Consider the following 13,900-nt stretch of genomic DNA (forward strand, 5'->3'; position numbering starts at 1 on the left):
CCGGGACGAGCGGTCAGGCCCACATCCGCGTCGGCACCGAGCCGCGGATCCCCGCGGCCGCGAGCGCGTGCGAGTACGCCTCGACGACGCGGTCGTCGTGGTCCTGCGCGAGCCGCAGCCGGTCGCCGATCCGCCGCCAGAGCGTCGCGGCCGGCCGGCCCGACGAGGCCAGGTCCATGAGCTCGGCCGCCCGCCGGTACTCCGCGACGGCCTCGGCGCCGGCCCGCTGAGCGAGCAGCGCGTCGCCGAGAGCCTCGTGCGCGGCGGCCGCGTCCCGACGGACCTCGTCGCCGAGGAGCTCGAGCGCGTGCAAGGCGTGCCGCTGGGCGGCCAGGGCGTCGTCGAGCTGCAACGACGCCCGCGAGCGAACCGACGCGGCCCGGGCGAGCTCGACCGTGGACTCGTCGATCTCGAGGGCGGTCTGGGCCGCGTCCAGCTCGGCGAGGGCCTCCTGCGGGCGCGGCGGATCGACGGAGACGAGCAGGAAGGCGCGGTCGAGCCGGAGCCGGGGCAGGTCGCGGTTGACGTCGTCGGCCTGCGTGAGCGCGATGGCGGCGTCGAGCTGGCCGAGGGCGGCGTCCAGGTCGCCCAGCGCGTCGTCGATGAACGCGAGGTTCCAGTGCACCGCCGAGACCGCGCTCGGGCTGCCGAGCCGGCGGGTGCGCTCGAGCAGGTTCTGCCCGCGGAAGCGCGCGTAGGTGGTGTCGCCGCGCGCGATGTAGGCCCAGACGATCGTCGACTCCAGCCGCACGACCTCCTCGGTCCCCGCGACGGACTCCGGGAGCGTCGCCAGCAGCTGCTCGCCCCGGGCGACGGCGCTCTGCAGGTCGGCGGCCTCGGTCAGCGCCATGACGATGCGCATCGCTGCGCGGGCGGCGAGCCGGTGCCGCTTGGTGAGCGAGACGCCGGCGAAGACCTTCTCGAGCACCTCGATGGACGCCCCGAGATCGCCGGCGACGTCGAGCGCCTCGGCGTGCGCGAGGCCCACCTCGGCGGCGGTCTCGACGTCCACCTGCGCCACGTCGGTGCGGGCGAGCACCCGCGCCGCGGCGAGCGCCGAGCCAGCGCGGGACAGCTGCCGGGCCTGGACGAGCGCGGACTCGACGGCGAGGTAGGCCGGCGCGCGGTCCCCGTCGAGGAGGAACTCGACCGTCACGCCGAGCGTCCCGGCCGCACGCGCGAGCGCGTCGCCCCGCAGGGCGCGCGTGTCCCGCTCGACGTGCGAGACGTAGGTGGGGTGCACGCCGACCGCGCGCGCAAGGTCCCCCTGGCTGATCCCGGCGGTCAACCGGGCGTCACGGAGTCGACGACCGAGCGAGCTCACGGAGCCAACGATAAGCACGCTGAGCATCTCGTGCGGACAACCAGGGGCGAACGGGTGATCTGTGCTGGACACCGCAACCTGCGTAGGCCTTACTGATGTCGTGGTGCCCCCGCGCCCGGCACGCTGAGCGGCAGGGGGCTCTGTGTCCTCGTCCGACGCCCGGAGGTCTTGTGAGCAGCCACGACGCACGTGTCCCCGTCGCCGCGGGTACGCAGCTCGCGCCCGCGGGGGAACTCGCGACCGCCGCACCGACCGTCGCCGTCCCCTCGATCGGCGTTCCCGTCGCCGGGCTGACCGTCGGGCACGCCGAGGACCCGGCCGAGCACGCCGCCGACCGCATGGCGGACGACGCGCTGGGCCGGCTGCACCGCTCGAACGTCGCGGCGGCCCCCGAGAACGACGTGCACGCGCACAACCCCGGCTGCGGTCATCTGCGCCGGTCGGTCTCGCCGACCGCGACCGTGGGCCTCGAGGGTGGTGCGCTCGACGCGACGTCGTCTGACCGGATCGAGGCCGCGCGCGGTGGCGGCTCACCGCTGCCCGACGGCGTGCGCCGCCGCATGGAGACCGGGTTCGGCACGAGCCTGGGTCACGTGCGGGTGCACGACGGGGCGCAGGCGAGCGCGCTGAGCGCCGGGATGAGCGCCGAGGCGTTCACCACCGGCAACGACATCTTCTTCGGGGCTGGCCGGTTCGCCCCCGAGACGCCCGCGGGCGAGCAGGTGCTGGCCCACGAGATCGCGCACGTCCTCACCGAGGGCGGCTCGACCACCCGGCGCCTCTTCGGCAAGAAGAAGACGCCTGAGGAGAAGGCCGCCAAGGCGGCGGCGAAGCGCGAGGAAGAGGCCAAGGCCGTCCGCGCCAAGCAGAGCAAGAAGACCGAGAAGACCGAGCAGGCCGGGCTCAAGGAGTCGCGCAAGGAAGGTGTCGCGGGCCGCGAGGCGCTGACCACGGAGCTGTACGACACCACGAACGACGCGCCCCAGGCACCCGTCTCCGGCAAGGTCAACGACGCCGGCCACGTGCCGCTCGGCAAGGACGCGACCGGCGCGCGCATGGACGACATGCACCAGCGGTTCGAGAAGGCGCTGCTCCGCGAGCAGGAGGTCTTCAACCAGCTCAAGGCCAAGAAGCTCGGCGGTTCCGACGAGAAGCGCGCCGAGATCGCCTACGACCAGGTGTGGAAGGGCGAGTTCAACGACCTCAAGGCAGTCCGCCCGCCGCGCGAGACCGCCGCCGAGCGCCTGGTGATCCAGGTGCGGCAGGCGCGCAACGAGGGCGAGATGGCGAACAGCGCGGCCGACGAGGAGAAGGCCGTCCTCAAGGTCAAGATGCTGCCCAAGGACGTCGAGGCCGCCTACGAGCGCATGGTCACGCACCGCAACGGCCTGATGAAGGCCGACCCCAAGCGCAGCGAGGTGCTGGCGCAGGACGAGGCGTACGAGCTGATCAAGAAGGGCATGCCGGTCAAGGACCAGGCGCTGCTCCCGCCCAAGGACGGCGCCCTGGACCAGGCCGCGTTCGCCGCGGCCGAGGGTCGGGTGGCCGCGCGCGACAAGCAGGCGAAGCGCGATGCGGCGACGATCGAGGAGAACCTGATGCTCCTCGACCCGGCCAAGCGCGCCGGCGCGGAGAAGAAGCCCGAAGCGACCAGCGAGACGCTGGACACCGTCAAGGGCGTCGGCAAGGGCGTGGGTCTGGGCAAGACGATCATCAACGGCGCGGGCGGAGGGATCGCGGGTCTCGTCGGGAGCAAGCAGGACAAGAAGCTCCGCGCGGACCAGGGCGTGGTGAAGAACAAGGAGTTCACCACCTACGTGCCCGGGTTCATCGACCAGGGCACCGGCGAGGCCGTGCGCTCGGGCATGCGGGCCGACAAGCAGCTCGCCACCGGGCAGCGGGCGTTCAAGGAGCAGTCGCTCCCCCAGTCCGACGCGACGAAGGCCAAGTTCGGCATCGGCCAGGTCACCGGCATCCTGTCCGGACTCATGACCGCGGTCGAGTCCGCGTTCCAGATGGTCAAGTCCGCCGAGGCGGCCTGGACGACGAAGGACCCGTACGAGGCCCTCAAGGCGACGAAGGCCGGAGCGGTCGGGCTCGACGGGCTCGTCAGCGTCGCCAAGAACTCCGCGGACCTGGCCAAGCTCATCGACAGCGGCGTGTCCGAGGGCGTGAAGCAGGTGATCCCGGGGCTCGACATCGCGGCGTCGGCGCTCGCCATGGTGCGCGGCGTGACCGAGGTCGCCTCGGCCGGCATGCGGCAGCGCGAGACGGACCTCTCGATGTTCGAGGCCCGCGCCGGCAGCGGCGAGAAGGTCAACGTCATGGTGTACCCGCTGATGAAGGTGTCGCAGGTCTACACCAAGCACCTCGAGCAGCAGTGCTGGTCGCTGGGCGTGAGCATCATCAACTTCTCGACGTCGGTCGCGCAGGTGGCCTCGGCGGGCGGCTTCGGCGTCCCCGCGGCGATCAAGGCGGCCACGGCCGTCATCGACAACCTGCACAAGATCGCGCACTACATCGCGAGCAAGCTGCTCAACCAGATGGCGAAGACCGCGGAGAAGGAGTCCGCGGTCATGCACCTGGAGGGCGGCGCCGAGGACGAGCTGAAGAAGCACCCGAAGATGGCTGTCGACGGCATCATCATGAAGGCCGCCGCCGGCGACAAGACCGCGCAGAAGTTCCTGGCCAACTACCGGATCGACGGCAAGCCGATCACGCCGGACTACGTCACCCAGATCAAGCCGCGGCCGGTGAAGCCGTTCAACCCGAAGGCCAAGCCGGACGGCAAGGAGGAGCAGACGAGCAACGACGCGCTGCTGCTCAAGATCCGCGCGGTCGTGCTGGCCGGCATGGACACCAACGCCGACCCGCAGTCGATGTTCGAGGACCTCAAGAAGAAGGCCGCCCCCGTCACCGGAGCGCTCGGCGGGCTCTCCGAGGCATGGGCCGAGACCGACGAGCTCGCCAAGGACCGCAACAAGCAGGCCAAGGAGGGCAAGCTCGGCGACAACAGGAAGACGGACCGCGGCCTCGGCTGGCGGATCAAGCAGCTCTTCGCCTCCGAGAACCGCGGCATGCTCAAGGAGAAGACCGCGGCGCTCGGGTCGGCGGAGAAGCTCCCGCCCGGCATCGTCTGCGTCGTCGGCGACCTGCAGCTCAAGGACCAGTCCAGCCCCGTGCAGATCAAGACGTTCACCGACGCCCTGACCGTCGCGGGGATCGAGGCCGAGCTCAAGCGCACCCCGCGTCGCAACTCGCCCGAGTGGATCGACTTCCTGCGCGAGGCCCTCCGCAACAAGGCGGCGAAGTCGGCACCGTCGCGGCCGTCGTCGCCGGCGCCGACCCCCTGGGTCTCGGCCACACCGTCGGGGAAGCCGTGAGCGAGGACCCGTTCCTGACCTACGTCGCCGAGGCGCTCGCCTCGGCCGGGCGGGACCTCGAGATCGACGCGAACCTGAACGCGATCGACGTCGCCTCGGAGGACGCAACCATCGGCTCGGTGCTCGGGATCGTGCGTCCGATCGCCCGCGCGGTGACGTTCTACGTGGTGCACCCGACCCTCGTGCCGCTGAGCGCCTACCCCGACGTCGGTGACTTCATCGTGCAGTCGACGCCCGAACGGCTCGACGCGTCCCTCGAGGTCGACGTGACGACGGGCTCGGTCGCGTACCGGATGCCCGTCCTGCTCGGCGATGCCCAGCTCGACGTGGACACCTTCGGCCAGCTGCTCGTGGCCTCGGTCGAGGCCGTCGAGACCCTTGCCGCCCGCTTCCGGGGTCCACTCGACGCGGTGATCGCCGGCGAGCTCGCGCCCGCCGCGGCCGTCGCGCAGATCCGTCGCGCCCCGCTCGACGAGGTCATCGCGGAGCTCGACGAGCTCGAGGGTCGCTGACGCCGCACGTCGTCCTCGGGTGCCGTCCTCGCGCCGCCCGGCACACGGCTCCCCATGAACGGCTGGCTGTCAGAAAGCAGCGCGGCCGTGAGGTCGCCGATCAGGGGCGCGGGGTGGCGGGGCCGACGGGGATCCACTCCCAGCTCGCCAGCACCGCGTCGACGGCCTCGACGGCTCGGTCGTGCGTGCGTCCCAGGGATACGACGCCGACGATGAACGCCCAGCCGTCGTGGTCGATGTGGGTGTCGGTGAGCAGTTTGTCGCCCTGACGTGGCCGGGACGTCCAGCGCCAGCCGACGCCGCCCGCGCTGTCGACACGCTCCACGGGCCGCACGAGGCGGACCCTGTCGCAGTCTGCCTGCGCCTCGGCCGCGCGACCGGCGGCAGGCAGCAGGGCCATCCCGTGGTGGTCCCGTCCGACGTGTCCGAGCGACACGACCAGGAGGTGAACGCCCTCGGCGAGCACGACGTGCGTGTCGTGGCGCATGCCGTTGGGCGTGTCCTCGGCAGCTTGGGGTCCGCCTTTGCCGGAGGCCCAGAACGACTCGCCCGGCCTGCCGTCGCCGAGCGGTGGCACGACGACCTGGTGCGTTCTGGCGAACATGTCCTCGGGCGTCCTGCGCTGGACCTGGATGAAGGGCATCCTCGCGAGCGACCTGCGTACGTACTCGGGGTCGTCCGGGAAGAGCGTGTCCAGCTCCCGCCTGATCCGACGTCGGTTCTGGAATCCGGCCACGAGAACGATCGCGGCGACGACGAGCAGGAAGGCCCAGAGGTCGGAGAGGTCGTTCAGCACCTGATCAGCCTTCTCACAACAGTCACCCGAGTCGCATCGGCACGCCAGGCAGCCGTGTTGAGCCGCGTCCGACGTTGACGGCCTACCTGCGCCGAGCCGGGGTCTCTCGCTCGTCGAGAACGGTCCCGACGAGATCGACCCTTCGGCGCGAGACCGGCGGTGCGAACCACCGATCTCGCGGCGAAAGGTCGGTCTCGACAGGTGGCGTGCGTTTGCGGCCTGCCAGGGCGGGGCTTCTCATGGCTTCCGGTGCCGACGCTCGGCACCCGCATCCGATGGGGAGACGCATGAAGGCAGTCGTGGGCGAGACGGTCATCGCCGAGGCACCCGTGGAAGACCTGATCAAGATCGAGGGCAACTGGTACTTCCCGCCGTCGAGCGTCAACGAGGAGTACGTCTCGACCAGCCCGACCCCGTACACCTGCCCGTGGAAGGGCGCGTGCGAGTACCTGACGGTGACGGTCGACAACGCGGCGCTCCAGGACCGCGCGTGGCGCTACCCCAACCCGTACCCGAGCGCCTTCGACCGCGTCGGCCAGGACTTCACCGGCTACGTCGCGTTCTGGAAGGACGTCAAGGTCGTCGAGTAGCGCCGACGAAAGTCGACGACCCCCTTACCAGCCGGATCGATACGGTCCGGCGCGGTCCTGAGGTCGGTCGACCGTCCGTGTCAGCCGCGAAGGGCGAGGGCGAACGGGAGGACCGCCGGTGCACCCGCCAGGCGCAGCTCGCGGGCGGCCACCGTGATCGTCCAGCGGCTGTCGACAAGGTCGTCGACGAGCAGCACCGGGCCGGGCGGCAGCGTGAGGCCCGAGGCGTCGAACCGTTGCCAGACGGCGGCCAGGCGGAACGCGCTGCTGCCGCCCGGGTCGCCGGTGGGGCCGCCGTCGACGAGGGACAGCGCGCCGGCGTAGTGCAGGCGACCGATCTCGGCGATGCCTCGGGCGAGGGAGTCGACGAGCAGGGGCCGGCGGCGGGACGGCATGGCGACCACCGTTGCCGGGCGCTCCTCCCAGTCCCACTGCGCGAGCACGCGGACGCAGCCGGCGAGCATGGCCGAGGTGACCGATGCATCGGGAGCACCGGCCGCGAACACCGACCGCAGCGTGTTGCCCCAGCCCAGGTCGGTCAGGCGGGCGAGTGCTCGGCCCTCGGACGCGCGCTCACCCACCGGGATGTTGCCGCGGACACCGAGGCGGTCGGCGACGCCCACCGGCCACTGGGCGCGCGGCTCGATGGGGACGCCGACGCGGTCGATGGCGCGCGCCGCGGAGTCCGAGGCGGACGAGACGATGTCCACGGGGTACCAGGCGCCCGCGCACGAGTCGCACCGGCCGCACGGGACGGCGGTGTCGTCGTCGAGGGACCGCTGCAGGAACTCCATGCGACAGCCGGTCGTCCGCTCGTACTCGACCATGTGGTCCTGCTCGGCGGTGCGGGCGGCCGCGATCCGCTCGTAGCGCTCCGCGTCGTAGGTCCACGGCCGGCCCGTGGACTCCCAGCCCCCGCGAACGCGACGCACCGCCCCGTCGACGTCGAGCACCTTGAGCAGCAGCTCCAGCTGGGTGCGACGCACGTTGACCAGCGCCTCCAGCGCGGGGGTCGACAGGACCGACCCGTCGGCGAGCTCGCGCAGGACGCGTGACGCCCGGTCCTGCGACGGCATCGACGCGGTCGCGAAGTACTGCCAGATGTCGCGGTCCTCGGGCCCGGGGAGCAGCAGCACGTCCGCGGAGGCGGTGGCGCGGCCGGCGCGGCCGACCTGCTGGTAGTAGGCGACGGGCGACGACGGCGCGCCGAGGTGCAGGACGAACCCGAGGTCGGGCTTGTCGAAGCCCATGCCGAGCGCACTCGTGGCTACCAGGGCCTTGACCTCGTTGGCCTTGAGCGCAGCCTCCAACGACTCGCGTTCCGCGGGATCCGTCTGACCCGTGTAGGCGCGGACGGCGTGCCCCGCCTCGCGCAGCAGGCGCGCGGTGTCCTCGGCTGCCGACACGGTGAGCGTGTAGATGATCCCCGAGCCGGGCAGGTCGGCCAGGTGGCTGAGCAGCCAGCCGAGGCGGGTCTTGGCGTCGGGCAGGCGCAGGACGCCGAGCCGCAGGGACGAGCGCGCGAGCGGTCCGCGGATGGTCAGGACCGACGATCCCCCGAGCTGCTCGGCGACGTCGGCGACGACCCGCGCGTTCGCCGTGGCCGTGGTTGCCAGGACGGGGACGTCCGGCGGGATGGCGGCGATCAGGTCGCGCAGGCGGCGGTAGTCCGGGCGGAAGTCGTGGCCCCAGTCGCTGATGCAGTGCGCCTCGTCGACCACCAGCATCCCGAGCCGCTCGACGAGCGCGGGCAGCTGGGTCTCGCGGAACGACGGGTTGTTGAGCCGCTCGGGCGAGACGAGAAGCACGTCGACGTCGTCGGCAGCCAGGGACTCCAACAACGAGGACCACTCGTGCGCGTTGGTCGAGTTGATGGCGACCGCCCGGACCCCCGCCCGCTCGGCGGCCGCGACCTGGTCGCGCATCAGGGCCAGAAGCGGCGAGACGAGAACGGTCGGACCCGCGCCCCGCGCGCGCAGCAGCATCGTCGCGACGAAGTACACCGCCGACTTGCCCCAGCCCGTCCGCTGCACGACGAGCGCCCGACGGTGCTCGTCGACGAGCTGCTCGATCGCCTCGTACTGCCCGTCGTGGAACACCGCAGCGGGACTGCCGACGAGGCGCCGCAGCACCGTCAGGGCATCGTCGTACGTGGAGGACGTCACGCGCCCACCCTGCCAGCCGCCGGGGACACCGCGATCACGTCGTCCCCAGATCCGGACCAATCCGGCATCGACTCCGCCCCGAACCAGCCCCGACACGAAGCACACGAGACAAGGGGTTCGCGACGAGCCCGGTTCGGAGACATCATGCGCACGAGCTTCAAGCTCGCCACCGCCGCGTTCGCCGCCGCGGTGCTCATCCCCCTGTGCACCTCCACGGCGTTCGCGGCGGACGGCGACGTGAACGCCAACCTCACGCCGGTCGCGCTGAACGGGGTCACCGGGAGCGGGACCGCGATGGTGAAGGTCACCGGCACGACGATCACCGTGACGATGGCCGCCAACGGGCTGCTGCCCGACGCACCGCACGCCGCGCACATCCACTTCGGCGCCGAGGCACGCCACGAGTGCCCGGCCGCCAGCGACGACGCGAGCAAGGACGGGACGCTCAACACCAGCGAGGGCGGGCCGGCGTACGGCGACATCGTCGTCTCCCTGACCAAGACCGGAGACACGAGCCCCGCGAGCGGCCTGGCCGTCGACCGGTTCGACACCGCGCCGGGCGGCAAGATCGCCTACCAGCGCGGCAGCATCACCGTCTCGCCGGAGGTCGCCCAGGCGATCGTCGACGGCAAGTCCGCGGTCGTCATCCACGGCGTCGACCACAACCACGACGGCACGTACGACGGCGCCACGAAGTCCGACCTCGACGCCACGCTGCCCACCGAGGCCACCGACCCGGCCCTCTGCGGCGTGCTGACCGCCGCGCCGATCGGCTCGATGGCGACGGGGGCCGGCGGTGCGTCCGGCGGCGACAACAGCGTCGCCTACCTCTACACCGGCGCCGGCCTGCTGCTGGTCGCCGCCGGCACCGGGGCGTTCGCCGCTCGTCGCGCGCGCGCCAAGGTCTGATGTCCGCCAGCACGTTCGTCGGCCGTCGCGGCATCCTCGCCGCGGCGGCCGCCGTGCTGGCCGTCGCGGGCGTGCTCGCCCTCGTCGTCGGGCTGCACGGCCAGCCCGGTCCGCCGCAGCCGCCGACGGCGGCGGTCGTCGCCACGCCGACACCGGCACCTTCTCGGACGACGACAGCCGACCTCCCGGTCACCGACCTCGGGCCCGTCCTGCCCGCGTCCGAGCCCGTCGCGCTCGACATCCCCAGCATCGACGTCCACGCGACGACGCTCGCGCCCCTGAGCGTCGGCTCCGACGGCGTCCTGCCGCCGCCCAGCGACTACGCCCAGCCCGGCTGGTACACAGGCGGCCCCAACCCCGGCCAGCTCGGACCCGCCGTCATCGCGGGCCACGTCGACGGTCCGAGCGGGCCGGCGATCTTCTACCGGCTGGGCGAGCTCACCCCCGGCGCCGAGGTGGACGTCACCCGGGCCGACGGCACGGTCGCGCGGTTCACCATCGACACCGTCGCCAGCTACGCCAAGGCCGACTTCCCGACGTCGCTCGTCTACGGCAACTCGACCGACCGCGCCGAGATCCGGCTGATCACCTGCGGCGGCGCGTTCGACCACGCCACCGGTCACTACGTCGACAACATCGTGGCGTTCGGCCACCTGACGGCCTGAGGGCGCATCACATCGAGAGCGTCGCCACCGCGGCCGTAAGCGCTCGGCCGGGCGCACGGCTCAGCGCGCTGAGGGTTCGGCGCCCCGCGCAGGCAGCGTCCGCGGCAGCCCGAACCACGGCAGGACCGTGCTCTCGAAGCGGGTCATCGCGCTGATCCGGTCGCCGCGGACCTCCAGCACGATCAGCCCGACGCCGTGGCGGACGCCGTCGACCCCCCGCAGGTACGTGCCGAACGCGGGCTGACCGTTGGCTCGCGTGGGCACCAGGTCGAAGCGGCGACCCGCCCCGAAGATGCGCGCGCAGAACGAGGCGGCCGACGAGCGGCCGAGGTACTCGAACGGCATCGGCGGCATGGAGACGAAGACGTCGTCGGTCAGGAGCGCGACGACCGCGTCGAGGTCGGCGGCCTCGTAGGCGGCGACGAACTGCTTCACCAACCCGTCGTCGACGGGCGCCGTCGAGGCCGAGAGGACCGGGAGACGGGAGCGCGCACGCTTGAGCGCGCTGGTCACCGAGGAGACGGTCGTGTCGAGCATGTCGGCCACCTCGGACGCGGGGAAACCGAGCACGTCGCGCAGGACCACGACGGCGACCTGCCGCGGCGGCAGCACCTGCAGGGCGGCGACGAACGCGAGCGAGATCGACTCGGTCCGCTCGTACCGGGTCTGCGGGTCGAGCAGCTCGTCCGGGTACGGCTGGAGCCAGACCACCTCGCCCAGCCGGGTCGGCTCGGGTGGGTCGACGCCTGGGACGTTCCAGTCGACGGGCGGACGCCGGCCCGCCGAGCGACGTGCGCTGAGGCACCGGTTGGTCGCGATCCGGTAGAGCCAGGTGCGCAGCGAGGCCCGCCCCTCGAACCCCGCGAGCCCCTGCCACGCGTCCAGCAGCGTGTCCTGCAGCGCGTCCTCGGCGTCCTGGAACGACCCGAGCATCCGGTAGCAGTGCACCTGCAGCTCCGTGCGGTGCGGGCCGGTCAGCTCGCGGAACGCCTCGCCGTCGCCCGCCCGCGCGCGGGTCAGGAGATCCGTCTCCACGCCGCCTCCTCTCGTCGTCGTCGATCTATGGACGCCGACCGCACCCGGAACTGGGCGGTCCGGCACAGACCAGTTTCCCGACGACGCGACCTCTACATCCTCGACGGCCGCACCCACAGCGGCCCCGACGAAGGAGGACACGAGATGCTGCTCGAGGACAAGGTCATGGTGATCTACGGCGCCGGCGGGGCGATCGGCGGCGCCATCGCGCGTGCCGCGGCCGCGGAGGGTGCTCGGCTGTACCTCACGGGCCGCAAGGAGGGGCCCGTCGACGAGGTCGCACGGTCCCTGCCGGGGGGCGCCGACGTCGCGGCGGTCGACGCCTTCGACGAGCTCGCGATCGCGGACCACCTGGACCGGGTGGTCGCCGCGGAGGGGCGCGTCGACGTGTCGTTCAACGCGGTCGGCATGGACGACCACGGCATCGTCGGCACACCGCTGATCGACCTCGACTCCGAGAGCTTCCTGGCGCCCGTCGTCGGCTACGCCCGGTCGTACTTCCTGACCGCGCAGCAGGCAGCCCGGCGGATGGTGCCGAACGGGTCGGGCGTGATCATGACCGTCACGGCGCTCCCGTCGCGGGCCGGCAGCGTGCTCGTCGGCGGGTACGGCCCGGCGCACGCCGCCAAGGAGGCGCTCACGCGGAGCCTGTCCGCCGAGCTCGCGCCGCGCGGGCTGCGCGTGGTCGGCGTGCGGCCGCACGGCATCCCCGAGAGCGAGTCGATGCGGGACGTCTGGGAGCTCAAGGGCGCCGGGTTCACGTGGGAGCAGTTCCAGGCGTACCTCGCCAGCACGACCCACCCGAAGCGCGTGATGACGCTGCGGGAGGTGGCCGACGTCGCGGTCTTCATGGCGTCGGACCGGGCGAGCGGGATGACGGGGACCACCGTCAACCTCACCATGGGCAGCCTGGACGACTGATCAGGCCCCCTAGAGTCGGCACATGTCCGACGGCCGAGCCTCCGAGACAGCGCTGAACAGGGCGCTGTGGTCGATCATGAACGAGCGCTTCACCGACGCGGCTGCCGACGAGCTGTGGGCGCGGACCGAGGTGGTCTGGGGGCTGTTCGCGGTCCCCGAGCGCACCCTCGGCGTTCTCGGGGACCTCCGCGGTCTCGACGTCGTGGAGCTGGCGAGCGGGACGGCCTACTTCTCGGCCTGGCTCGCGCGGGCCGGCGCCCGGCCGGTCGCCGTCGACCTGTCGTTCGAGCAGCTCGCGACCGCCGCCCGGCTGCAGCGGCAGCACGGCCCGACGTTCGCGCTGGTCCAGGGGGACGCGCAGCAGGTCCCCCTGGCCGACGCGTGCGCCGACCTCGTCGTGAGCGAGCACGGGTCGGCCGCGTGGTGCGACCCCGAGCGCTGGTTGCCCGAGGCGGCCCGCCTGCTGCGCCCCGGTGGGCGGCTGGTGTTCCTCACCAACAGCAACCTGTCGGCGCTCTGCGTGCCCGCCGAGGAGGGGTTGGCCACCGACCACCTGCTGCGGGGCCAGCGCGAGGCCTACGAGGTGGCGTGGCCCGGCGGCGGGGTCGAGTTCCACCCGTCGCACGGCGACTGGATCCGCCTGCTGCGCGCCGCGGGGTTCGTCGTCGAGGCCATGCACGAGATCTATGCGCCGCCGGAGGGCGCGGACCACGCGTTCTACGAGATCGTGTCGGCGGACTGGGCCCGCCGGTGGCCGGCCGAGGAGCTCTGGGTGGCGACCAGGACGTGACCGCGGAGCTCACCAGGTGGAGTCGCCGCGGATCGTCACGTCCGAGCCGCCGTCGATGAAGATGACCTGGCCGCACAGGTGCGTGTTCTCCTCGCTGACCAACCAGGCGAGCAGGGCGGCGGGTGCGGACGGCTCCATGAAGCCGTGCAGGGGCATGGGCACCTGGGCGGCGATGCCCGCACGCTGCTCGGCCGTGGCGAGCATCGGGGCCATGAGCGGCGTGTTCACGATCCCGGGCGCGATCGCGTTGAGCGGGATGCCGGCGCCGGCCCAGTCGTCCGTGGCGGCGGTGCGGCGCAGCCAACGGGCCAGGGCGCGCTTCGAGCTGCTGTAGATCCTGCCGGGGTGCCCCGACTCGACGAGCTTGTCGGCGCGTCCCCGGGCGCCCGCCTCGTCGTGCGCGAGGCAGAGGTCGACCAGCTCGTCGTCGTGCGGCAGCAGGCTCGACATCGACGCGGTGACGACGGCCCGCGGCGCCGACGAGCCCGCGAGCAGCGGGCGCAGACCCTCGAGCGTGGCGATCGCACCGAAGTAGTTGACCGCGACGTCCTGCGCGGTCTGGCCCGCGACGCCCGCGATGGCCGCGATCGCGTCGACGCCGCCGCCGCTCAGCTCGCGGACCCGCTCGACGAGGTCGGACCGCCCAGCCGTCGTCGAGAGGTCCGCGACGACGTCGCTGTCGTGGACGTCCACCCCGATCACGCGGTCCCCGCGGGACTCGAGCAGGGCCTTGGTGGCCCCGCCGATCCCGGACGCAGCTCCCGTGACGACGACCGTGCGCATCGCAAGCTCCTTTGCTCCGAAGACGGA

Annotated in this window: 12 protein-coding genes; 7 read left to right on the top strand and 5 right to left on the bottom strand. The window is 72.5% G+C overall.

Annotation, left to right across the window (positions count from 1 at the left end; genetic code table 11):
- Window positions 1–13: 13 nt before the first annotated feature.
- Window positions 14–1,324 carry a helix-turn-helix domain-containing protein gene (locus AC1DZC_RS14830; RefSeq protein ID WP_477043800.1) on the bottom strand — a complete coding sequence of 437 codons (1,311 nt, stop codon included), beginning with the start codon at window positions 1,322–1,324 and terminating at the stop codon, window positions 14–16.
- Between the two features lie 170 nt (window positions 1,325–1,494).
- On the opposite strand from AC1DZC_RS14830, the gene AC1DZC_RS14835 reads away from it, so the two are divergent.
- Both AC1DZC_RS14835 and AC1DZC_RS14840 read left to right on the top strand, forming a co-directional pair.
- Complete coding sequence (locus tag AC1DZC_RS14835) at window positions 1,495–4,707, top strand: eCIS core domain-containing protein (protein WP_477043801.1); 3,213 nt, start codon at window positions 1,495–1,497, stop codon at window positions 4,705–4,707.
- The gene (locus AC1DZC_RS14840; protein ID WP_477043802.1) at window positions 4,704–5,219 is read left to right on the top strand and encodes a hypothetical protein; all 516 of its coding nucleotides are present in this window, start codon (window positions 4,704–4,706) and stop codon (window positions 5,217–5,219) included. The genes AC1DZC_RS14835 and AC1DZC_RS14840 overlap by 4 nt, the downstream gene beginning before the upstream one ends.
- Window positions 5,220–5,319: 100 nt before the next feature.
- On the opposite strand, the gene AC1DZC_RS14845 is transcribed toward AC1DZC_RS14840, so the two are convergent.
- Complete coding sequence (locus AC1DZC_RS14845; RefSeq protein ID WP_477043803.1) at window positions 5,320–6,015, bottom strand: hypothetical protein; 696 nt, start codon at window positions 6,013–6,015, stop codon at window positions 5,320–5,322.
- A 287-nt stretch (window positions 6,016–6,302) separates the two neighbouring features.
- Here AC1DZC_RS14845 and AC1DZC_RS14850 point away from each other — a divergent pair, with 287 nt between their 5' ends.
- Window positions 6,303–6,605 (top strand): DUF427 domain-containing protein, encoded by a 303-nt coding sequence (locus AC1DZC_RS14850; RefSeq protein ID WP_477039807.1) that lies wholly within the window; start codon window positions 6,303–6,305, stop codon window positions 6,603–6,605.
- Window positions 6,606–6,685: 80 nt separating this feature from the next.
- Here the strand turns inward: AC1DZC_RS14850 and AC1DZC_RS14855 are convergent, their stop codons facing one another.
- On the bottom strand, window positions 6,686–8,770 hold the full coding sequence (locus tag AC1DZC_RS14855) for a RecQ family ATP-dependent DNA helicase (protein WP_477043804.1): 2,085 nt from the start codon (window positions 8,768–8,770) through the stop codon (window positions 6,686–6,688).
- Between the two features lie 144 nt (window positions 8,771–8,914).
- Between AC1DZC_RS14855 and AC1DZC_RS14860 the strand changes: the two genes are divergently transcribed.
- Entirely contained in the window at window positions 8,915–9,679 is a 765-nt protein-coding gene (locus AC1DZC_RS14860) for a hypothetical protein (protein WP_477043805.1), read from the top strand.
- The gene (locus AC1DZC_RS14865) at window positions 9,679–10,344 is read left to right on the top strand and encodes a class F sortase (RefSeq protein ID WP_477043806.1); all 666 of its coding nucleotides are present in this window, start codon (window positions 9,679–9,681) and stop codon (window positions 10,342–10,344) included. Before AC1DZC_RS14860 ends, AC1DZC_RS14865 begins: the two co-directional genes overlap by 1 nt.
- Window positions 10,345–10,404: 60 nt before the next feature.
- Here the strand turns inward: AC1DZC_RS14865 and AC1DZC_RS14870 are convergent, their stop codons facing one another.
- On the bottom strand, window positions 10,405–11,379 hold the full coding sequence (locus AC1DZC_RS14870; protein ID WP_477043807.1) for a sigma-70 family RNA polymerase sigma factor: 975 nt from the start codon (window positions 11,377–11,379) through the stop codon (window positions 10,405–10,407).
- A 144-nt stretch (window positions 11,380–11,523) separates the two neighbouring features.
- On the opposite strand from AC1DZC_RS14870, the gene AC1DZC_RS14875 reads away from it, so the two are divergent.
- Window positions 11,524–12,300 carry an SDR family NAD(P)-dependent oxidoreductase gene (locus AC1DZC_RS14875; protein WP_477043808.1) on the top strand — a complete coding sequence of 259 codons (777 nt, stop codon included), beginning with the start codon at window positions 11,524–11,526 and terminating at the stop codon, window positions 12,298–12,300.
- A gap of 22 nt (window positions 12,301–12,322) precedes the next feature.
- Window positions 12,323–13,090 (top strand): class I SAM-dependent methyltransferase, encoded by a 768-nt coding sequence (locus AC1DZC_RS14880; protein ID WP_477043809.1) that lies wholly within the window; start codon window positions 12,323–12,325, stop codon window positions 13,088–13,090.
- Between the two features lie 9 nt (window positions 13,091–13,099).
- Here the strand turns inward: AC1DZC_RS14880 and AC1DZC_RS14885 are convergent, their stop codons facing one another.
- Complete coding sequence (locus AC1DZC_RS14885) at window positions 13,100–13,873, bottom strand: SDR family oxidoreductase (RefSeq protein ID WP_477043810.1); 774 nt, start codon at window positions 13,871–13,873, stop codon at window positions 13,100–13,102.
- Window positions 13,874–13,900 lie beyond the last annotated feature (27 nt).

Source organism: Cellulomonas sp. P2_B4, from assembly GCF_056404795.1.